The organism is Acidobacteriota bacterium (assembly GCA_009691245.1).
Classification (GTDB): Bacteria; Acidobacteriota; Terriglobia; order 2-12-FULL-54-10; family 2-12-FULL-54-10; genus SHUM01.
In genome coordinates, this window is the sequence record SHUM01000002.1 from 1 (window position 1) to 22,532 (window position 22,532).

The window sequence follows — 22,532 nt, forward strand, 5'->3', positions numbered from 1 at the left end:
AGTGCGGCCTGCGGGTGTTGTACTGCTGCCGCCACTGTTCGATCACCACCTGAGCCTCCTTCAATGAATAGAAGATCTCTCCATTCAGACATTCATCTCTCAGCCTGCACCGTGATCCCGGCTTCCTTGCACGCTTGCGGCGTTGTCTTCCCGCTGGCCACCGCCACTTCAACCTGCCGCAACACCACCGTTACGATCTGCTCTGGTTTGTACCTCTGCATCGGCATATTCAAATACCTCCCTCATGAGATTCTCTCTCACTTCGGCTGGTATCGAAATCGCCGGGCAGGTCAGGAGGCTACCTTAAAGGAAGTTGAAACGTGGGCTGTTCGGAAGTCCTACTTCCTCTTAGACGAAAACGCCTCAGATACATCCAAGGCGTTGAAAACATCACGCAACCGAGTGGCGCGCGTTATCAATGAAATGGATCGGGCCGATGTCGAACTATAATCCCCCAGGTCTTGAATTTTTAAACATTAGACTCCCCCATTCTCAAGTAATCCGCGGATACAGGAATTTCTAGATAGGGCGTTAACGACCACGGGCCCTGCTGTCCGTTGATATAATACTTAAAAGTCGAATGAATAGGTGAACTTGGCCTGCATGGTGCGATCTTTCTGGCCGTCCAGTTCCTCGCCCAGACGGCGGCCTTCGTTGTAGACGAGGAAGAAATCGTCGCCGGGGCGGTAGATGTAGTTCAGGCGAAAGTTCAGGCCGGAGAATGCGTCGGCGTTGTTGTATTGCATCGTGGTGGTGGTCAGCCACTTGTTGGTGAAGTTGTAATAGACGCGGAAGTTGACCACGTGATCGGTGAACTCGGTGGTGTTGATGCGCCCATCGTTGATGCGGTAGTTCAGTTCTACCGCCGAGTTGTTGTTGATCTTTACGCGCGGCGTGAACCCCCACTCCACCAGGTCGCCTCCATAGTAGCCCGGCGAGGGCTTGTAGGAAATCACGCCGGAGACGCGGCGCTTGGGCGAAAAGATAAAGCTGGAGTTGAGATAGAACCACTTATAATCGCCGTCCGGCACAACGACGGTGGGAAGCCGCCTCGCCTGACCGTACTGGTCAATCTCCACCAGCCGGCTGCGCAGCGTGAAGCGCTTGTCAATGCGCTCGAACGGCCGGTGCGGATTGGCGGTGATGGCGTCGCCGGAGTGAAACTCGATGCGATTGTGCATGTGCGCCAGGCGGCCGGTGAGACGGTACTGGCTGTCGGTCTCATAATCGAATCGCGGATTCATCGAGATGCGGCGGATGGGACCGCTCTTCGGCCGAGGGGCCACGGTGAAGCTGGCCGTATGCCTGCGCCAGTCCTTGCGGCGCGTGAAGCCGAGGTCGTTGCGGAAGTTCGGCTGGATATAAAAAGTTTCCACGCCAAAGGTATAGAGCTGCTCTTCCCAGAACATGCTGAAATCGCCTAGCCAGTCTTTGCCTTCGCTGCGCCTTGGCCCGATGGGCGAGGCGGTCTTGGCAAAGGTGCCAAGAATCTGTAGGTAGCGGAAAAAGGTGAAGTTAACGTCGGCGCCATACACGCGATTGTAGTCCCCCGTGCCGCCCATCTCCTTGCTCAGGACGAAACCGCCGATGATGGAGCGATTCAGCACGTTCTTCTTGATGCGGACGACGCTGTAGTTGCTGGCCAGCGTGTTGTAGTCCGCATCGCCTTCCGTCTGCACGGACATGAAGCCGAGCGAAAGGCCGCGATAGTTGCCGGTGATGCGCGCGCCGCCCTGCATGGGCACCGATGAATCATTATTGATGCTCGATCCGATGCGCCGCGTGTGGATCAGGCGCAACTCAGGGACAAACTCGGCGCGTGGGCGTCCGAACTCGAAGATGCCCGCTCCTTCCAGGAAAAATTCGCGTTTCTCGGGATAGAACAGCGGGAAGCGGTCGAGGCTCACTTGCTGATCGTCCACTTCGGTCTGCGCGAAGTCGGTGTTCCACGTGAGGTCGGCGGTGAGGCCGGAGGTCAGGCGAAACTTCATGACTTCCATGCCCACGTCGGAGGCGTTGTCCGTATTGCTGCGAAAGTCGTTTGACGACCGCTTGAATCCCGCCACGCTGTAGGGCTTGATGCGATAGCGCATGCCGCTGTCGATGCCCTCGAGGCCGTCGAGGTGCCCGGACTGCGAAATATTCTCCAGCTTGTAGCTGCGGCTGAAACTGTTCCAGTAAGAAAACTCATTCTTGCGGCGGATGACGCGCTCGACATCCAAGCCCCAGGACTGCGCGCCCGCGCCGTCCTTCATGCGCAGGCTTTTAAAGGGGATGGCGAACTCGGCCACCCATCCACCTTCGATAACTTTCGCGGCCACGTCCCACTTCTCGTCCCAATTTTCGTTGAGGCTGCGGCCTTCATCGGTGATCAACGCGTCATACTGCGTGCCCAGCGGATTGGTGCGGAACAGATAGGCGTTGCGGTGATCGTGGAACGTGTCGATGACCAGGCTGAGCATGTCGTCGTTGGCGAGCGAGGAGTCGCGGCGGCGGTCGCTGGCCAGGATGCCGGCGTTGTCTTTGTCATAGCAGAGGATGGCAACGTACAGCGTGGTGGGCGTGTAGACTACGCGGAACTCGGTCTTCTCCGACGACGGCTGTCCCTCTTGCGGGTCTTTCTGAACAAATCCCAGCGAGACGGTGGCGCGCTCCCAAGCGGTCTCATTTAGATTGCCGTCCAGCACCGGCGGCGTCGAGGTTTTTACGGCGCGCAGCGAGCGCTGGGCATGGGCCGCAACCGCGTTATTGGCGGTGGGTGCGGTCATTGCAGTCGCCCCGTACCCCTCGCTCTGTTGGGCCGAGCCGGAAGCCGTCCCGAGCAACAGGAACGTCGCCAAGGCGCAAACGCGCCGGAGGCTTATGAATTGGGCAAAAAGTTTCATGGCCATCACCACCTATGCACTTTGTATAAAAGAGCTTCGCAAATTATCAATACGGTCTCTGACCCTCTAGACTGAACAAGCTGAAGCATGAATAGTCCGGCCCGGCAAGAGCTGGTCAGCTGTGAGCGATTTTACGTGAGCGGATTTCACGGGTCAAGAAAGAAAACAAATATGAAGGTAGTGCCTCAAATTAAAATTGCGGCTGAACTGCCTTTGTCATCCTGAGCTGCGCTCAGGATGACAGCCTTAAAATCAGGCTGAAATTTCAAACTGACCCACTACCCGCCGCCGCGGGCGGCCTATTCGGGCGTGCTATAATTTTCTGCTATGATCCATGAAATATTGCCGGTGGGAATGCTGCGATGTAATTGCTCCGTGCTGGGAGATGAGTCTACCGGCGAGGCCATGGTGATTGATCCCGGGGATAATATTGACGCGATTCTGGCCATCGTGGCAAGGCACCAGCTGCGCGTGAAGGCCATCATCGTTACCCACTCGCACATTGACCACATCGGCGGGGCCAAGAAGATGAAGGCGGCGACGGGCGCGCCAGTGTATCTGAACGAGAATGATCTGGATCTGTATAAGCATCTGGGCGAGCAGGCGCTGATGATCGGCGTGGCCGATCCGGAAAAGACGGAGATTGATCTCTCGCCCAAGGACGGCGACACCATAACCGCCGGACGCATCAGGGCCACGGTGATTCACACTCCGGGACATACGCCGGGCAGCATCTGCCTGTTGGTCCCGCAGTTGCCCGATGCAGATGGCGCGGCGACGGGCGCTCCTCCCACCTTGATCGCCGGCGACACGTTGTTTCGCGGCAGCATCGGACGGACCGACCTGCGCGGCGGCAACACGCGGGCGATCCTGAAGTCGATCAAGGATAAGCTTCTCGAACTGGACGACGCCGTCATCGTCATACCCGGCCACGGCGAGGAAACCACCATCGGCTACGAACGGGTTCACAATCCCTTCTTGCAATTGAACTAACTACCTCCCCGCATCATTTTTGTCTCGAATCACTTCCATTCTCGTCCCTTCCGGCAGCGTTGCGCGGCGCGTATCGGCCGCGGCACAGGTGTGTCTACATAGCGCTTGCGCGTCCGCTCGTCCTGTTAACACTCAGGTATAGGCAACTCCAAATGAGTCTTTCGTACCATTCAATGGAATTCGTTTCTGTCCGATAGTTACCTTTTGCCCATGCTTGCGGGCATCGTGCAGGTGTGCCCACAGCAGGACGGCAATTAGACGGAAGAGGAAACGAGATGCGGCGGCGGACGGATCGGAACTCGGAATCAAATTTGCAGCGCGCGAGGCGATGCATCCATCTGTGCGCGCTGGCTGTTTTGTCATTCCTGCTCGCACCGGCGGGCTGGGCACAGACTGCAAGCCAGACATCGGAGGCACTGTTTGACGACTCCGTGGTGCATGAGATTCACCTCACCATGGCTCCGGCGGACTGGGCGCAACTGAAAGCCAATTTCCGCGCGGACACTTACTATCAGGCAAACTTCTCCTGGAGTGGACAGCAGGTCCAGCGCATTGGAGTGCGTTCGCGCGGCAATGGCTCGGCGAGCGGCGAAAAACCATATCTCGGGCTGGACTTCAGCCGCTATGTCTCATCGCAACGATTTCTTGGATTGAGCGCCTTCCGCCTGAAGAATGCTCTGCAGGACTGGTCGTTCGTGCATGACCGTCTGAGCATGGCGCTGTTCCGCCGCATGAACATCCCGGCTCCGCGCGAGGCGTTCGCAAAAGTCTTCATGAACGGCGATTACATCGGTCTGTATATCATCATTGAGGAGATGGACACCAACTTCCTCAATCGCGTCTATGGCGAGAGCGCCGGATACTTGTTCCAATTCTCCTGGGTGCGCGAGTACAACTTCGAGTTTCTGGGCAATGATCCGGCCAATTACGCGCCGAATATGTTCGAGCCCAAGACGCGCAAGACCAGCTACGACCCCGCCACGCTGGTGGCGATGATCCGGGCGATCAATCAATCGTCCGACGCCAACTTCATCGCGGCTGTCTCCGAATACATTGATCTGAAAGAGTGGCTGCAATATTTGGCGGTGGAGCAATATCTGGCCGAATTCGATGGAGTCTTCGGTCATCTGGGAATGAACAATTTTTATCTGTACCGTCCGCCTAATGGGAAGCTGTTTCATATCACTCCCTGGGATAAGGAGCAGGGTTTCTGGGAACCCGAAAAGTCCATTTGGGCGCGCACACAGCAAAACGTACTGATGCGGCGGGCGATGCAAGTCCCTGCCTTGCGCGACCTCTATCTTGACGCGGTGCGCCGTGCCGCGCTGGCCGCGGGCGGACCCGGCGGCTGGCTGGAGAAGGAACTGGCCCGCGCCTATGAACAGATACGGGAGGCAGCGCTGTCCGACCCGGCGAAGCTAACCACGAATGAGGAATTCGAGTTCGCCATTGAAGTCACACGGCAGTTCATTCAGGTCCGGCGCGATAACGTCATCTCAGAAGCCGGCCCAATCCCCGCGCCCTCCGTGCGATCGGCGATCCCCGCGGGGATGGAAAATCCTGCCAGTCCGGAGCTGGTAGTCGGCGGGCTGGCAGCGATTGAAGGTGAGAATCTGGCCTATTGGGATTGGCCGGCGGCAGAGTTCCCTCTGCCCAGACAACTGAATACCTCCGTGGCGGAAGTGAACGGCATCGCCGTGGCGCCCGGACACATCAACTTTCAGGTTCCCTGGGAGATGGCGGGCCTGACGAGCGCCACGCTGCGTGTAGTGGTGGATGGAAAACCGAGTAATGTGATCGAAATTCCCTTGACCGATGCGGCCCCGCGACTCATCTCGGCGAGCTTGGCTGCTCCGGCAATCCAGCCAGCAACAGCAGACTCTTCCAATGGAGATTCGGACGGTAGCGGGACCAACCCCAACGCCATGGCTCGCGGGTCGGTCATCTCGATCTATGCCATCGGCCTGGGGCCTGTCGCCAACCAGCCGACCAGCGGAGATCGCCCGTCCGCTGACCTGCCTGCCTTCAGCTTGCATGTCCCGGAAGTGACCATCGGCGACGTTCCCGCGCAGGTGCTCTATTCGGGCCTGGCGCCGGAGTGGGTGGGTGTTTACCAGATCAACGTCGCCGTGCCGATGGATGCGCCGGGCGGAGATTCCGTTCCGCTCATGCTGCGCATGGGCAGCGTGGAGTCCAACCTTCTCCATATTCCTATTCAGTAGAGTCAGCCACCGGACCAATAAACTGCCCTCCGCTTTGTTTGTGCCCCCTCAGCTAATCAGCGGCTGGACCACCGGGGGTAGACCATCGGGGGTTGGGTCAGCGGGCCCCGCTCATCCCCGGGCGTGTTATAATTTCCATTTGAATCATTGAATTTGCCTTTTGAATCACTGAATTTGGATGAATTATTGAGATGCCGGCCAATAAACCAGCGACCTCCAAAACAAATGTGTCCAGCGGCAAATCCACCAAGCGAGTGGTGAAGCGTCCGAAGAACTATTGCTTCGGATGCGGTCGTGACAACACAACCGGCATGCACTTGAAGATTGGCATTGACGAAGCGACTGCCGTGGCGCGGGGCGTCTATCGCACCAACGGACGTTTCCGTGGCTCGCGCTATCATCTGCATGGCGGAATTATCGCCACGCTGCTCGACGAAGCCATGGGCAATCTGAACCGCATTGACGCCATCATCGCCCCCACGGCGGAGTTGACGATTGAGTATTTGCGGCCCGTGCCCATCGGCACGAAAGTGGTGCTGGAGGCGCGGCGCTCGAAACAGGATGGCCGCAACTATTGGCGCGAGGGAACGGTGTCGGACGAGCAGGGCAACGTGCTGGCGCGCGCGCGGGCGCGGTTCGTCAAAATTGGCGACCGCTCGCCGAATCACCCATAGCGCGATGTGTGGTTGGAGTATGGAAGCCCTGGTAGCCACGGTGAGTGCTTTTCTCACCGTGAGCTTTCCCTCCAGATCCGACAGGCGAGAGCCCACGGCGAGAAAAGCACTCACCGTGGCTACCAACGCGAAGCACTAAACAGCAGAATTTTCGAGGAGGCAGCATGGCGGAGAATCAGGCGTATCGACTGAAGGTGGGATTGGCGGAGATGCTCAAGGGCGGCGTCATCATGGACGTTACCAACGTGGAGCAGGCCAAGATCGCCGAAGACGCCGGCGCGGTGGCGGTGATGGCGCTGGAGCGCGTGCCCTCCGACATCCGCAAAGAAGGCGGCGTGTCGCGCATGGCCTCCATCTCCATCATCCGCGCGATCATGAAAACGGTCAGCATCCCGGTGATGGCCAAGGTGCGCATCGGCCACGCGGTGGAAGCGCAGGTTTTGCAAGCTCTGGAAGTCGATTACATCGATGAGAGCGAAGTGTTGACGCCGGCCGATGAAGAGCATCACATCTATAAGCACGGGTATCAGATCCCGTTTGTCTGCGGTGCGCGCAATCTGGGCGAGGCGCTGCGGCGCATCGCTGAAGGCGCGGCCATGATCCGCACCAAGGGCGAGGCCGGCTCGGGAAATATTGTTGAAGCCGTGCGGCACATGCGCACCATCATGCGCGAGATGAAGCACCTGACCACTCTGCCCGAAGAGGAGCTGATGTCGGAGGCCAAGCGTCTGGCCGCGCCCTATGACCTGATCCGCGAAGTGGCCCGGACGGGCAAGCTCCCCGTGCCGAACTTTTCCGCCGGTGGCATTGCCACCCCCGCCGACGCCGCGCTGGTGATGCAGTTGGGAGCGGAGGCGGTGTTCGTAGGCTCGGGAATATTCAAGTCGTCCGACCCGGAAGCACGCGCCAAGGCCGTGGTGCGTGCAACCACCCACTTCAATGATCCCGCGGTGCTGCTGGAATGCTCCGAACAGGTGGGCGAGGCCATGCGTGGGTTGGACATCGCCCAGATAGACGAGAAGGACATGCTCCAGACACGCGGCTGGTAAGAGGAGCGGATAGAGGGAGAGTTTGACGTAAGGGCATGGCTTCAGCCATGCCGATTGAGCTTGCCGTAGCGAAGGGCTTTAGCCCCTGAGGTGCGTCCCCAGCGGTTAAAACCGCTCTCATGGACCATTTTACGGCACGGTTGAAACCGTGCCCTTACGATTTGCGAATTTGAAACTAACTGGCTACGAGAGGATTCCCTTAGCGCATGGGAGCCACGAAGACCTTTAATCCACTGGGTAAGCCTATCGGCATCCTAGCCATACAGGGTGATTTTGCAGCGCATGGCCGCATTCTGGAAGCGCTGAAGGTTCCCTTCCGTTTGGTCAAGAAGGCCGAGCACTTGGTAGGTTTGGCTGGCCTGATCCTGCCCGGGGGTGAAAGCACTACTTTAATTAAGTTCTTCGACAATGAAAAACTGTGGGAGCCGCTGGCGGCGTTCGCCAAGGATCATGCGGTGTTCGGTACTTGCGCCGGCGCCATCCTGATGGCCAGGGAAGTGGAAAACCCCGCGCAGCGCTGCCTGGGGCTGATGGATATGACCATTCGCCGCAATGCGTTTGGCCGGCAGGTCTATAGCTTTATTCGAAGCGCTCGCTGCAGCAATGAGTTCAATGCAACACTTGGCATGAAGGCAGCCAGCGACGTCCCTAAGATCGAGGCCGTATTCATTCGCGCGCCCCTGATTCTGAAGGCTGGCAAAGCGGTTGTCCCCCTGATCAAACTGGATGACAGCCCGGTGCTGGTCCGCCAAGGCAATTACCTGGCAGCGACGTTCCATCCTGAGCTTTCCGCTGACAGTGCTACCGTTCTATTCGTTCATGGATATTTCTGCCAGATGTGCTTCGGTGCTCTGCCCTCTCCCCTTAAGGGGTGTGTGTGATAACTCTGGTTTTGCGTCAGGGCACGGTTTCAACCGTGCTGAAATAGCGAATGCTAAAAGCGGTTTTAACCGCTAAGGGCGACACCTCGGGGGCTAAAGCCCCCCGCGATGGCGAGTCTGTTTGGCATGGCTAAAGCCATGCCCTAACGTCAAACTGACCCCGCACCAAACTCTGCATTGACCATTTATATAGATGAGTTTGTGGTACTGGCCCAGCTAGCCGATTAAGACTGAAGTTGTCTGGGACAGTGACGTGAAGTGTCACTAATAGTTGATTGCGCTGACTGGGCCAGTAGCGTAACTGAAAAATTACATTGTCCTACTGAGTGCGGTTAAGTATATATATCTAAAGTAAATATCCACTATGCTCGAAGACGTTAATGGCTTCGTTCTGATTTGGCATGGGAACTGCAACAGAGCTGCCGATAGAACGAATGGAACAAGAAATTCCAGCGTTCGGAGAGTTTTGCAAGATAGCTTAGTAGAAATTCAACTTAGTCCAAAATGTCGGAGAGGAGATTTACAGAAATGAAGAAGCAAAAAGGATTTTCGCTTATCGAGTTGCTGATCGTCGTGGCGATCATTTTGATCATCGCGGCTATCGCAGTGCCGAACTTGCTGCGTTCGCGCATGGCCGCCAATGAGTCGTCCGCGGCGGGTGGTCTCCGCACGCTTTCGACTGCCAATGTAACCTACGCCACGTCCTACGGTATCGGTTTTTCGCCTGACTTGGCTAGCCTTGGTTGCGGCGGCGGTTGCCCAGCCGCTCCAGCAACGGCAGATTCGACCGCCGCTGACTTGATTGATTCGGTTCTGGCCCAAGCGAGTGGTGGTATTGCCAAGAGTGGATACAGCTTCATTTATGAACCGGAAGTGGCGGCGCCCGATCCAGCTACGCAGAACCTTTCCTACGATATCATCGCCACGCCGACAGGTCCTAATGTTACCGGCGTGTCTCACTTCTGCGTGGATCAGTCCAATGTGATCCGCAAGGAAAACCCCGGCACGACCCTGGTCGGAGTAGTTATCGGAACCGCAACAAAAACTTGCGATCCTGCCATGCTCCCGCTGGGCAACTAACGAACTTGTTCTTAGTTGTGTAGATCAAATAGTATAAAGGGGGACTTCGGTCCCCCTTTATTTATTGGTCGGGTGCTCTGAGTTCAAATCGGATAGAAGTTTAGCGACCTCCGCCGAATTTCCCATGAACGCCCCAAAGAACTCCGCGGGATTGGCCGTGCGCCCGATCATGACCAGTGCAGCGTTGAGCGAACGCCGCGCTTCATCCCAGTTTCCCTGCTTCCAATACACAAAGCCGCTGATGATCCACAGCCCGGGATCAAATTGACTGACGCGCACGCCGCGCTCAATTGCCGCTCGCGCCGCTTCGAGGTCTCCAGCCAGATAATACGCGCGTGCCAGCTTGCCATGAATTTCCGGAGTCGCATTTGGCAATTCGGCCGCCATCTTATAGGCAATGATGGCTTGCTTGTAATCTCGCGCGGTAAAAGTAAAGCCTTCCCCCAGTTGTTGCAAGGTGTGCGGGGTAGCACGGATTTCAACCGCTCGAATCAACTCCTGCATCCCGCGATTGGTCTGGCCGTCCTTCAGAAGACTGGTTCCCAGGTTCATGTGACAGTACGCGGAGGTCAGGCAGGTGGGCGTAGTGGCCTCCCAGAGAGTCCGGTCACTCTTCCAGACAGGAATGTGTTGATGGGTACGCCATCCGAGGATGAGGACAATCGCCAGAATTGCTGCTTCCCAAGCACGCCTCGGAATTTTCGGCAAGAGCTCTTGGATATTAAAAAAGCCGATTCCTGCCAGGACAAATGCGCCGATGGCTGGAACATAGAGATAGCGATCAGCCACCCAGATTGGAAAAGGAACGATTTGTAGGACAGGTAGCAAGAAAACAAAAATCCACAATACCCAAAACTGAATTTTGCGATTGCCGCGCGATAGCACCCAGCTCATCGCGGCCAAGCCAAGCCAACCGAGAGTAACCAGCCAGTTAAAAGTTTCCTGCACTGGAAACATTTGCCAGGCCGACAGAGAAACAGGGAAAACTATTTGTTGCAGGTAAAATGCAAGCAGCAGCGGCATCTGCATGATGTGCCGCCCCGCTCCACCATAAAATTGCTGCTCCATGGACTGCGTTGAGCCGTGAAACGCGCCGAGATGGATTACCGTAAACATGCCGCTAATGGCAAAGAATAGCGACAGACTCCGCCACTTCAGGGTTCTGATGGTTGCCCCCTGGCGGTAGTCATACAACAGGAAGATTGCCGGAGCAACAACTGTATTGATCTTGGAGAGCACCGATAGAATCAGAAATAAGCCTGCCAGTGCTCCGTCCGTCCAATGCTGTCGCTCTCGCAGACGAATGAAAAACCAGAAAGAAATCAGAAAAAATAAAAATGCCAAAGTGCTCTTGCTTTCAGAGATCCACGCAACCGTCTCGACGTTGGTGGGATGCACCGCGAACAGCAAGCTGGCAACCAGCGCCACGCCCGGCGTTTCCAGCTTCTTCACAACCAGGTAAACCAGACAAACCACGGCGGTATGAATCAGCACCTGGCCTAGATGATACCCAAATGGTTCCAAACCAGAGAAGTGATGCACGAGCGCTAAGAAACTGTGCTGGACCGGCGCATAGTGTCCGAGATAGATGTCGGACCAAAACGCCCGTATGTGCATCCAGTCGAGTCCTTGAATTCTATAATTCCGAACTACATAGACTCCGTCATCCCAGACAAATTCGTAGTATAGGGTTACCGCGTAGAGAGCGGAAGTAACACTAATCAGTAGCGCATAAGGAAGCCATGCAAAGCTTGCGGAAAGCCTGTCCGTAAACTTCACAATAGACCATCGGTCACGAGATGCTGGAATCGTTGGGATCATGTCGCTTATTTCGGTATGGTGGAATTAGATGGCTTGAGTTCAGCCAACATCTTCCTTGTCTCGCCCCGGTCACCCCAATACTGGTCTACCATACCGTCAATTTGGATATCTTGGCCAAGCATTGAAATCAGCCCGGACAATGAGGCCCTAGCCCCATCCAAATTGCCCCGCTTCCACTGGAGGAATACGTCCATGACCCATACCCCGGGGTAGCGCCAATCATATTCTCTTCCAGTTTGAATCGCTTGACTCGCTAGATCCAATTGTCCTGAAAGTATATAAGCGCGCGCGAGTTTTGCATGGATTTTAGCAAGTCGTGGCCCTCCAATGTCCTGTCCGGCCGGCTTTCTGTCCTTTAGCGCCAGCAGATATATCCGAACCGCTTCGGGGTAATTTCGCGCGCTGCGCGTAAAGGCGTCGCCAAGATACATGAGAAACAGGGGTGTAGGCTGGAGTTCAACTGCTCGTACCAGTTCATCTCCACCACGCTGAAACTGCCCGGCGCTCATGAGCGCAAGTCCAAAGCTGGAGTGGCAGTATGCTGATGTCATGCACGTCGGTATGGTTGCCGACCACAGCGCCAGTTCATCCCTCCACACAGGCAGGTGCCTGTGTGTCCTCCAGGCCAGAGCAGCAACCACGGCCACCGCGAGCGTCCCCGGCTGCACAAGCCAATCCCAACACCAAAAGAAAAGCCTGGCTACGAGCGTCGCCCCGCCAATTAGAGGAATGTAGAGGTAGCGGTCCGCCACCCAAATCGGAAATGCAACTATCTGCAAAACGGGAAGCAAGAAAACCAGAATCCACAAGGCCCAAAACTGCGTGTCCCGGCCGGCACGAACGAGAAAAACAAGCAGCAGCGCAAGCCCAGTCCAGGCAAGGGCCACGATCCAATTAAAAGATTGTTGAACTGGAAACAGCTCCCAGGCAGACAGCCTGAAAGGAAGTACAATCATTTCCAAGTAGAACGAGATCAACAGCGGAAAATTCATAAGGCGCGTGCCCAGCCCGCTGTAGGGGCTGCCATCCAGCATTTCGCCACTGTTTCCGAACGCTTGAATATGAACCAGTACTAGAATTCCACTTAATACAAATAAAATGGCAAGAGAACGCCAGCGCAATTGTCTAAATGAGTCCCCGGTCTTGTAGTCATATAGAAGAAAAATAACCGGCGCTACAACGGTGTTGATCTTCGCAAGCGCTGAACAATCCAGAAAGATAGCGACCAGCGCAAAATGGAATGGTCGGTTCGTCTCACGAAATCGAATAAAGAACCAGAACGACAACAATACAAGCAATAGGGACAGAGTACTCTTGGTTTCTGAAATCCATGCGACGGTTTCGATGTTTGTCGGATGCACTGCGAAGAGCAAAGCTGCCAGGAGCGCAACGCGCGCCGGTTCGATTTTACTGAGAAGCGCGTATAACAAGCATACGCAAGCCGAATGAATCAGTACCTGACCTAAGTGGTAACCGAACGGCTCCATCCCTGAAACGCGATAGAGTAACGATAACAAAGTGTGATGCAATGGGGCGTAATGGCCCAAATAAGTACTAGTCCAGATCGCTCGAATGTGAAGCCAATCCAGAGATCGAATCCGATAATTTTCTCGGATGTAGATGGAATCGTCCCAGACAAAATTGAAGTACACAGAAGCGCCGTAGAGGGCGAAGGTGATAATAAGCAGGAGAGCGCAAGGGAGCCACTTAGCGGCACACTTATTCCCTTCCGCGGAAAGCGTTAAAGAATTGATTATCCTCATTTAGGCTGAATGTAGCATAGCCGCGCGGGGCCGATCTATGGCGCTGCGCAGTCTGTGCCGTAGAAGGAACTCCAACTACCGCACCGGCACTTTCCCCAGGCTGATGAGGTTGGCCACGATGCGGTATGCTCCGGGATTGCCCGCGGGCAATTGGCGGAACCAGACGTAGCCGGTGTAGGCGTAAAGGCCCTTGCCGTAGGGCGCGACCAGCATGCCACCTTTTTGCGGCGGTTCGCTCGGATCGTTGCTGGCCAGCAGCGGAGTGAACTCCGGGGCCCAGCTATCCATGAAGTAAGTGCCGCGCTCCTGCACCCATCCGCTGAAGTCGGCGGCGGTAATTTTGTTGGGGAAGTTGAACAAGGGATGCGTTGGGACAAGCATCTCCACAGGCGCCTCCTCCACTGAGACGCGCGGCGCCGAACCCATGCTCATGGCCAACGGCGCCCAAGGCAACGCGATTCCGCCAGGGCGACTGTACTGCACGATCAGAGACCCGCCGTTCTTCACGTACTCATCCAGCCGCGCGGAACTAGTGGCCAGGTCCTGCCGGACTTCAAACGCCCGGATACCCGTTACGATCACGTTGTATTGCTGAAGATTTCCGTAGGAAACTTCCTCTGGGCCGAGCAGCGTTACATTCACTCCCAACTGCTGCATGCCCGTCGCCACGTCATCGCCTGAGCCCATGATGTAGCCGATTTTCAGCCCCGGCGCCACCTTTACGTTCAAGCGCAGCAGCTTTCCCGCCGCCGGTTGAAACAAGTGTCGCGTCTCGACATGAGGATAGTCGATGACCATATAACCCGTTGAAAACTTCTGTCCGCCGGATTCCGCGACCGCGGTGAATGGGACTGTCTCCGACACTCCCGTGATGGCCGAGGCGGGCGGTGATACTTCAAAGCGGACCGAAAGTTCTTCGTTCTTCTCTTTCCACGACACCGGATGCTGAGCGGGAACGGAGGTCCATCCCGCAGGCAGTTGCAAGCGTATCACCGCCGTCTGCGCACCTTCGACGTTGCTGCGTGCCCGCACGCGAACCATGCGCGTGGTCTTCACGCCCACGGGAAATACCGACACACCCGGCTCCAGCCATACGCCAATCGCTGGCACCACGGCCAGCGGATTCTCCCGCTCGCCGTAGATGCGATCGGTATATCCGTAACCCACGTTCTTATGACTTTCAGCATTCAGGCGGTTCTGTCCGCCGTCGCCGCCAGCCCCGCCTGCCCCTACAGTCACGCTCAGCGGAAGCCGCACCGACAGCAACGCCGGGTCAGCGGCGTCGCCCATCCCGGGAGCGGGCGCCACGTTGAAGGAATCCTTGCGCCGCGGCAACACCAGCCAGTAAGGCTGCGAGGCCGGAGCATCCGCCGGAACCGTCACCTTGAAGCTCGCCTCAATCCGTCCATTCGAGTTCCCCGCTCCGGCAGGTGTTCCACCTGGCGTTCCAGATGTCGCGGGCTCGATCTTCCATCCGCGCGGCGCGTGAAGCTGCGGGATGCCAGCCTGAATCAGATCGCGGGCGCGCACCGCGCCTGATACGGTTACGGTGAAAGTTGATCCCGGAACCAATTCACCCGCGCTGGCCAAGGCGTCATAATACACTCCGCCAGCGAGAGTGATGGCGTCCTCAAAATCTCGTTCCTTCTGTGCCAGCAGGAACAGCGCGTGTTCCTTCATATCCGCGGTCATGTTGGGTAGCTCCAACTGCTGCCGCAATTGGCGCAACAACCCCAAGCCCTGAGCCAGAGGCGGCAGAGCCTTCTCCGGAGCAAAGGGCGACATCGCCGCGCTGGCTTGCTGAATGGTTTTCTCAATCTCAGCCACGCGCGCGGCAATCAGCGCGTTGCCACCGGACATCTTGGTAAAGCGGCCCAGAGTGAGATCAATTCCGTCAAACAATTCCTTGGGTGCCTGTGCTCCAACGTGATCCACCAGGGTAAAGCTGGTGGTGTAAGTGGACGCCCGGCGCGCGCCGCCCATGCCCTGGCTGCGATGATTGCTGCGCGCCTCCATACCCAGATCGCCAAACTGCTGACCGTAGAGCGGACTGAATCCTCCCAGCGTTATAGTGAATCCGTCGCCGGCACCGCCGCGCCCGCCACCGCCACCGCGATTCAGCAACAGCCGTGTGGCCTGCCACGGCTTCAGTCCCTCGGCGTCTTGTTCGGGAAATCGTGCGGGATCGGCGGCGGCGCGAAACGCCTCCTTGGTAAGAATGCCGGAAGACTGATGATGTCCGTGTCCATCGCTCGGCGTGCCGGTGAAGCGCGAGATAATCACGTCAGGGCGCAGGCGACGGATGGTTCGAACATAGTCGCCCAGTACTCCGTTGCGATCCCATTTCTCCAGCGTTTCGTCGGCGGACTTCGAGAATCCAAAATCATAGGCTTGAGCGAAATACTGTTCCGCGCCATCCATCTTGCGCGCGGCAATCAACTCTTCCGTCCGCAATATGCCGAGCGCTTCGTACTGCTCCGTGCCCAACAGATTTTGCCCGCCGTCGCCACGTGTGGCCGACAGATACGCCGTACGCAGATGCAGGCCGCGCGCAAGATAGGCCAGCAGTGCGTTGTTTTCATCATCCGGATGAGCCGCCGTCAGCAGCACCGTGCCCACCACGGGGAGCTTCTCAATGGCCGCGGCCACGGCAGTCGCATCAATTGGATCGGCGGCCGCCACCACGGAAATCGACTGCTCGCGCCAGACCAGCGCGGATAACGCCAGCGCGAGGGCTACCACCACGGCTCCGGCGCGACGGCGCTTAAAAAACGAGTTCGAATCCGTGTTCATCCATTGATTCTGTTTCATGATTTTTGCTCCAAAACTTTTCGGTAGAGTTCTTCATAGCGGGGAATAATAAGCGTAGAGCAGAACCGCGTCAGCGCTGTGTGGCGCGCGGCGGCGGCCATCTGCTGATACAAAACTTCATTGGTTAAGAGGTCAACGGTGTGCGCGGCCATGACGGCCACGTCCCCCACCTCTGCTAGAAATCCGTCCAGGCCGTGCGTGATCAACTCCGGCACGCCGCCCACGCGACTGGCCACCGGCGGAACTTCGCAGGCCATGGCCTCCAGCGCCGCCAGCCCGAATGATTCCAGTTCGCTTGGCAGCAGCATGACATCGGAGTTCGAGAGTATCTGGTCCACGTTGTCCTGCTTGCCTAGAAAATGGATGTGCTGCTGGATGCCCTTGCGATGCGCCAGCATCTCGGCGGCGGAACGGTCCGGGCCATCGCCGGCCATCAGCAGTTTCGCATCCACCTTCTCACGCACCAAGGCAAATATTTCCACTACGTCGGTGGCGCGCTTGACGGCCCGAAAATTCGACAGATGCACCAACAGCTTTTCCCCATTAGGCGCAAAGCGGGCGCGGTAGGCCGCATCAGGCGTGCGGCGATAATTCTCACAGTTGACGAAGTTGTAGATCACTTCGATTTCTTTGTGGATGTCGAGCTGCTCGAACGTTTTCTTCTGTAAGTAACTGGAGATGGCGGTTACGGCATCACTCTTCTCAATGGCAAATCGCGTAATACCCCGGTACGACCCGTCGATGCCCACCAGCGTGATGTCCGTGCCGTGCAGCGTGGTGATGAAGGGCAGCTTCTTCGGCTCCATCATCTCGCGGGCCAGATGCGCGCTGACGGAATGCGGGATAGCGTAATGCACATGCAATAAATCCAGTTGGGCGAACTCCGCGACCTCGGCCATCTTGGTGGCCAGCGCCAGCGCGTACGGCGGATAGTCGAATAGCGGATAGGTCATCGGTTCGACTTCGTGAAAATGAATCAGAGGATTGGTCGCGCGAAGCCGCATGGGCCAGGCCGAGGTGATGAAATGGACCTCATGACCGCGCGCGGCCAACTCGATCCCCAGCTCGGTGCCGACGACTCCGCTACCGCCGTAAGTGGGATAACACGTGATTCCGATCTTCATCGTTCGGGAAACTTCCTCGCTTCTAATCGTTCATTCCACACGCTGGCTCACACCACCACTATTCTTGCGGAAACAGATGCGCCTGTCGATCGGCTGGGAACTGGCGGAAGTAGGCCACGGGATCATTCAACTCCAGCGCCTCGCGAACCAGGAAAGGCTCACCGTGCGCAGCGCCGATCATGGCCCCGTAATAGCGAGTCATGGACTCAAAGACCTGCATCGCATAGGGCGTGCTGATCAGCGTCTCTGGCTCGCGCTGGCCCTTCTTACTGTCCGGCACGGCGATTGCTTGGCGGCTTCCGACCTGTGTCGAATAGCAGCGCAGTGCCTTCATCTTTTCCTCGAAGGTAGCTGATATATCTACAACAAAAGATGGATTGAATCCGATGCGTCCAACATAAAACATCACGCGAAACGGACGCCAGGCCGGCTGGCCGGTTTCGATCTTGTTGAGGCCGGAATAAAACGCCGCTTCGGCGATCAGACGGCTGGCGTGTACGTGATCATAGTGGCGCTCCTCCCAGTAAGGAGCAATGACCAGCCACGGGCGATGCTGGCGAATCTGGCGGATGACCGAATGCAGATTCTCCTGGGTCGTCGCAATGTTACCGTCTGGCAGCCCCAGGTTCACGCGGAAGTCGAGCTTCAGAATGCGATTGGCCGCCGCGGTCTCACGAGCCCGCGATTCGGCGGAGCCGCGAGTACCCAGCTCGCCTCGCGTCAGATCAACCGCGCCGACTCGCCACCCTTGGCGGCGCAGCAGGATCAGCGTGCCGCCACAGGTGATCTCCAGATCATCCGGGTGCGTGCCAAACGCCAACACGTCAATCCCTTGCCCCGGCCCTGGCACAGGCCCTTGTCCTGGCCTTGGCCCTTGCCCTTGTCCACTGTCATGCGGAGGCAGGCTTGCGCCAGCACGTCGTTTTTTTGGTGGTTTGGGCAAATATGAGTCCCTAAAGTTCTGAGCATGAACGAACCATTTGGCGGTGTCAAGACAGCCTCCCAAGAAGCGGCTTTGACCACATTTGAGGTTCCAGCGGAACACGGGGAAAATGCGGAAAATTCGGTCGTGCTCAAAGTGCACACTTTCACGGTTCTGACCACTCTGACCAGATTGACAAACCAGGGATTGTGGGTTCGGGTTTGGGGGGGGACTTCAGACCAGATTTCCCGCCACTTCGCACCCGTCTCGAACGTCAAATTTTCCAAATTGTTCACTCTGACCAAATCCATGGTTCCGCCGCCAAACAAATTTTCCAGATCCACCAAATTGCCCAACCTCGCGGTTCCGTCGGCAGGACGGCGGGAAATTAGGGAGTAGGGAGTGGGAATTGGGCAATGGGCTGCGCCGAGGACTTCCGCAGATGCCCTCCGGGCAGGCTGGCACGAAAGTAAATATTTTGGACACTGCCGAAATATTTCCCCCGCCTTAAGAAATCTTATCCGTGTTGGGTCATTGTGCAAGGTACAATGCACGCAAAAAAAATCCGGCAGGAGGCATCCACAGACGTATGCGGAGGAACGTCCCGTCTGTCCCTGGTTTTCCCGTTCCGGAGTCATGAGTTCCGTAGTTCACATTAAATTTGCTCTAAGGAGGAGATGGCATTGCAGCTAACCGGCAGCCTCAAAGAACTTGACTACAACCTTCCCAACGGTTTTCACGATGCACTCATTGAACGAATCGCGGTGGACTAGGTGAGAAGGATCGCTACTGTGAATCTCGAGTTGTCGACGGGTGGGCCGGATGGCCCGACGGAAGCACTTCGGGAAGAGTACAGGAAAGCTACGCTCACCTTAGAAGGTCTTGTCTACATTGTAATTGATCCTCCGTTTCCGGATTATGACTTCGCAAAGGCGGGAGCGTTATGGATAACGGGTGGCGAACACAAGTCGACAGACAAGGTTCAGCCACCGATACCGCTTGAGGAAATTCCGCATGACGCTTTCACTTACCGCTTCTATGTGGAGAATTGGAATTCATGCATCCATATTGTGGCGAAACAAGCAAGAATTCAGGTGGAATAGGACTGCGGCGCAACGTATTTCTACGGGCAGGACGGACTTGGGTCGGTGACGAGCCTGTTCACCACCACGGCGACGCTGGCGGCGACGTACACTTATGATGCCTACGGCAAGCTGGCGGCGACGACGGGCAGCGTGGTGAATCCGTACCGCTACACGGGCCGGGAGTTGGACGCCGCGACGGGCCTGTAGGGCTGCTGCTCGGGTGGCGCGCCTGCTACTACGACCCAACGGTGGGCCGCTTCCTCTCCAAAGACCCCATCGGCTTTGCCGGCGGCAACAACTTCTATTCTTATGTCGATAATAATCCGGCCAATTTTTCCGATCCTTTTGGTCTTGAGTCTGCGCCTCCCGGAGGTCCTCCGTTCGGGCGCTCCTGACGGAAATGGGACAGCCTGAACTGCGCCATTTTCCCGCGCGCTGGATCATACAAAAAGCTTCCCCCGGGCCGCACGCATCGCGCGGCACAAGGTGTCGGCATACAACCGATTCAGGCTCACCCATTAAAAATAAATTGAAATAAATTGCGCAGTTAAGGTTGTCCCCGTTTCCTTCTTTTCCTTCAATCAGGGTAGTTCTGGCACGGTAATTCGGGAAGCAATGGCTTGAATTTGTTGGGTACTGCGGGTTATCATTCCGGTTGAACCTAATTCAATTATCTGCAACGCGTTAGGGACTTTCCCCGTCTAGTTACTTGGCCATGGCGTGAAGTATTTGGGAGGAGACTGCGACTGTGAGTTTGATCAATATGGGTACGAAGTGCATAGGTACGAAAAAAATGGGTACGAAGAAAAAATTCAAAATGGCTCGCGGCGGTTTGCTGGTGGTAACCGCGCTGCTGATGCATTTCGGCGCGGGCGCCATTCCCGCACTGGCCCAAACCAACTCCCAAACCAATGCTCAGAGCAATGGACGAGTCTCCACGCATGGACAAAAGTCAGTGCGCGCCGCCAAGGCCGCGGGCGCATTTGTGCTGGATGGCGTGTTCGACGAAGCGGCGTGGAAGGATGCGCCGGTAACTTCTTCGTTTGTTCAGAAGGACCCCAATGAGGGCGCCGCCGCCAGCGAGAAGACCGAGTTTCGCGTCGTTTACACCACCTCGACTCTGTATGTCGGAGTGACGGCCTACGACTCCGACCCGCAGGCCATCGTCGCTTCCGAGCGTCGTCGCGACGGCAATCTCGACAATGACGACAACCTCACGCTGGTGATGGACACCTTCCACGATCATCGTAATTCCTATCGCTTCAAGACCAACGCACTAGGAACGCAGGCTGACGCATTGATTACCGATGAGGGCAACAACACCAACGAAGATTGGGATGAAAATTGGCAGGTGGCTTCGCGCATTACTGAAACGGGTTGGACCGCGGAATTCGCATTTCCGTTCAAGAGTCTGCGCCTGCCCATGGAAGATGGCGCGCCGGCCTGGGGCCTGGATGTCGAGCGGTTGATCCGCCGCAAGAACGAAGATACATTTTGGGCCAATTACCATCGCGGCTTTGAAGTCGAGAGTGTCTCACAGGCCGGCCACCTGAATGGAATCTCCGAGATCGAGACGGGGCTGAAACTACGCATCAAGCCTTACGTGCTGGGCGGTTTCTCGCACACCGCGGAACAGCGCGCCAGCCATGAATGCCGTCCTTCCGATACGCCGTTTCAAAACGGGCTCACGGGCGAGACTTGCAGCAACTCCAACGCCGGCATCGAAGTCATCAAGTATCGAATTACACAGAGCCTGACCGCTGACCTGACTTTCCGCACCGACTTTGCGCAGACCGAAGTGGATGACCAGGAAGTGAATCTCGATCGCTTCCCGCTGTTCTATCCCGAGAAGCGCGAGTTCTTCCAGGAAGGCGCCGGCGTATTCGAGTTCGGCATCGCCCAGAATGAGAATGGACAGGCCGTCTCGAAGCTGTTTCACAGCCGCCAGATCGGATTGTCGCCGCGGCGGTTACCGATCCCGATTGTGGGTGGCGGCCGGATCACCGGGCGCATCGGCGGCTTGATAGTGGGCATGATGAACGTGCAGACCGAGCGTTTCCAAGTCCGCACCGAGACCAATACGCCGACCGGCGTGGCGCGCTTCGAGGAGAATATCGCGGCCAGCAATTACAGCATTTTCCGCGTCAAGCGCGATGTGCTGAACCGCTCCAACATCGGCGGATTCTTCCTGAACCGTGAAGTCGGCGGATTCAATGTTCGCAATCCCGATGGGCAGATAGTTAATGATCGCAACAAGATTTACGGAGCCGATGCCACTTTTGTTTTCTATCGCTATTTGAGTATGAGCGGAGTGGTGGCCAACTCGGACGACCCGCGCACTACCGGCAGGGATTGGTTCACCTCCGCCGATGTAAAGTGGGACAGCGATGAGTTCAATCTGCAAGCCTCCTGGCACACCGTGGAAGCGAATTTTCGCGATGACCTGGGCTTCATTCCCCGCAAGGACCGCAAGGACGTGTCGCCGCAGATCGCCTGGCGTCCGCGTCCGGATGGCAACAAGCTCATCCGCCAATTGATCTTCCGCCTGCGCACCGACTACACCATGAACTCGAAGAACGTGCTGCAGACGCGCGTCAGCCATTCCGCGTTTGAGATGCGCCTGCAGAATGGCGATCTGTTCGGCTGGGTGCCTCATGTGCGGTTTGACACATTCGCGGCGCCGTTCAGCAATCGCGCCGGCGTGTGGATCATCCCCCCAGGCAGCTACTCCTGGTGGAACAACGCCCTGCGCTACGGCTTGAATCCCGGTCGGCGCATCTCTGGCCAGATCATTAACTGGGCGTGGCACGTCGGCTATTATGGCGGCGGCACGCTGCATGACATCAATTTCAATCCGCGCATCCGCATCACTAACCAGCTTTCCGGCCAGGTCGGCTACGGCATCAGCAAAGCGACATTCCCCACGCGTATGTGCGTGGATAAGACCGTGCAGGAGTGCGGTTTTACCGATCACGTCGTCAACGCGCGGTTGAATTACAACTTCAACAATCAATGGCTGACCAGCAGCATCATTCAGTACAACAACGTGGATCATATCTGGGGAATGAACTTCCGATTGAATTACATCTTCCGTCCCGGCGACGATTTCTTCCTGATCTATAACGAAGGCCGCCGTTTCCGCGACGAGAACTCTGGTCTCGCTTATGGCCCCAATGAGCGCACGCTACAGGCCAAGCTGACTTACTCGTTTGATTTTTAGTC

The 22,532-nt window shown here is 56.8% G+C and carries 15 protein-coding genes and 1 pseudogene; 9 read left to right on the plus strand and 7 right to left on the minus strand.

All coding sequences use genetic code 11. From position 1 onward, the window contains the following. Both EXQ56_00830 and EXQ56_00835 read right to left on the minus strand, forming a co-directional pair. Positions 1 to 106: pseudogene (locus EXQ56_00830) on the minus strand (hypothetical protein). 463 nt (positions 107 to 569) lie between these two features. Then, positions 570 to 2,891 carry a hypothetical protein gene (locus tag EXQ56_00835; protein ID MSO19003.1) on the minus strand — a complete coding sequence of 774 codons (2,322 nt, stop codon included), beginning with the start codon at positions 2,889 to 2,891 and terminating at the stop codon, positions 570 to 572. Between the two features lie 321 nt (positions 2,892 to 3,212). Between EXQ56_00835 and EXQ56_00840 the strand changes: the two genes are divergently transcribed. The 6 genes from EXQ56_00840 to EXQ56_00865 all read left to right on the plus strand — a co-directional run bounded on the left by EXQ56_00840 (position 3,213) and on the right by EXQ56_00865 (position 9,784). After that, on the plus strand, positions 3,213 to 3,878 hold the full coding sequence (locus EXQ56_00840; GenBank protein MSO19004.1) for an MBL fold metallo-hydrolase: 666 nt from the start codon (positions 3,213 to 3,215) through the stop codon (positions 3,876 to 3,878). 275 nt (positions 3,879 to 4,153) lie between these two features. Then, positions 4,154 to 6,100 carry a hypothetical protein gene (locus EXQ56_00845; GenBank protein ID MSO19005.1) on the plus strand — a complete coding sequence of 649 codons (1,947 nt, stop codon included), beginning with the start codon at positions 4,154 to 4,156 and terminating at the stop codon, positions 6,098 to 6,100. 191 nt (positions 6,101 to 6,291) lie between these two features. Continuing rightward, positions 6,292 to 6,774, plus strand: a complete 483-nt coding sequence (locus tag EXQ56_00850; GenBank protein MSO19006.1) for a PaaI family thioesterase — start codon at positions 6,292 to 6,294, stop codon at positions 6,772 to 6,774. 164 nt (positions 6,775 to 6,938) lie between these two features. After that, entirely contained in the window at positions 6,939 to 7,823 is an 885-nt protein-coding gene (gene pdxS, locus EXQ56_00855; protein MSO19007.1) for a pyridoxal 5'-phosphate synthase lyase subunit PdxS, read from the plus strand. 206 nt (positions 7,824 to 8,029) lie between these two features. Then, positions 8,030 to 8,704: a pyridoxal 5'-phosphate synthase glutaminase subunit PdxT gene (gene pdxT / locus EXQ56_00860; protein MSO19008.1), complete on the plus strand. Its 675-nt coding sequence runs from the start codon at positions 8,030 to 8,032 to the stop codon at positions 8,702 to 8,704. Positions 8,705 to 9,232: 528 nt separating this feature from the next. Then, positions 9,233 to 9,784, plus strand: coding sequence for a prepilin-type N-terminal cleavage/methylation domain-containing protein (locus EXQ56_00865; GenBank protein ID MSO19009.1), 552 nt, complete (start codon positions 9,233 to 9,235; stop codon positions 9,782 to 9,784). 57 nt (positions 9,785 to 9,841) lie between these two features. Here the strand turns inward: EXQ56_00865 and EXQ56_00870 are convergent, their stop codons facing one another. The 5 genes from EXQ56_00870 to bshB1 form a co-directional block, all read right to left on the minus strand. After that, positions 9,842 to 11,605, minus strand: coding sequence for a tetratricopeptide repeat protein (locus tag EXQ56_00870; protein ID MSO19010.1), 1,764 nt, complete (start codon positions 11,603 to 11,605; stop codon positions 9,842 to 9,844). Positions 11,606 to 11,610: 5 nt separating this feature from the next. After that, positions 11,611 to 13,368: a hypothetical protein gene (locus EXQ56_00875; protein ID MSO19011.1), complete on the minus strand. Its 1,758-nt coding sequence runs from the start codon at positions 13,366 to 13,368 to the stop codon at positions 11,611 to 11,613. Positions 13,369 to 13,443: 75 nt separating this feature from the next. After that, the gene (locus EXQ56_00880) at positions 13,444 to 16,179 is read right to left on the minus strand and encodes a hypothetical protein (GenBank protein ID MSO19012.1); all 2,736 of its coding nucleotides are present in this window, start codon (positions 16,177 to 16,179) and stop codon (positions 13,444 to 13,446) included. Beyond that, positions 16,176 to 17,303, minus strand: coding sequence for an N-acetyl-alpha-D-glucosaminyl L-malate synthase BshA (bshA, locus tag EXQ56_00885; protein ID MSO19013.1), 1,128 nt, complete (start codon positions 17,301 to 17,303; stop codon positions 16,176 to 16,178). Before bshA ends, EXQ56_00880 begins: the two co-directional genes overlap by 4 nt. Before the next feature lie 58 nt (positions 17,304 to 17,361). Further along, complete coding sequence (bshB1, locus tag EXQ56_00890; protein MSO19014.1) at positions 17,362 to 18,132, minus strand: bacillithiol biosynthesis deacetylase BshB1; 771 nt, start codon at positions 18,130 to 18,132, stop codon at positions 17,362 to 17,364. 884 nt (positions 18,133 to 19,016) lie between these two features. Here bshB1 and EXQ56_00895 point away from each other — a divergent pair. The 3 genes from EXQ56_00895 to EXQ56_00905 all read left to right on the plus strand — a co-directional run bounded on the left by EXQ56_00895 (position 19,017) and on the right by EXQ56_00905 (position 22,530). Beyond that, positions 19,017 to 19,328: a hypothetical protein gene (locus EXQ56_00895; protein ID MSO19015.1), complete on the plus strand. Its 312-nt coding sequence runs from the start codon at positions 19,017 to 19,019 to the stop codon at positions 19,326 to 19,328. A 191-nt stretch (positions 19,329 to 19,519) separates the two neighbouring features. Beyond that, on the plus strand, positions 19,520 to 19,705 hold the full coding sequence (locus tag EXQ56_00900) for an RHS repeat-associated core domain-containing protein (GenBank protein MSO19016.1): 186 nt from the start codon (positions 19,520 to 19,522) through the stop codon (positions 19,703 to 19,705). Between the two features lie 353 nt (positions 19,706 to 20,058). Beyond that, positions 20,059 to 22,530: a hypothetical protein gene (locus EXQ56_00905; GenBank protein ID MSO19017.1), complete on the plus strand. Its 2,472-nt coding sequence runs from the start codon at positions 20,059 to 20,061 to the stop codon at positions 22,528 to 22,530. The last annotated feature ends 2 nt before the right edge of the window (positions 22,531 to 22,532 follow it).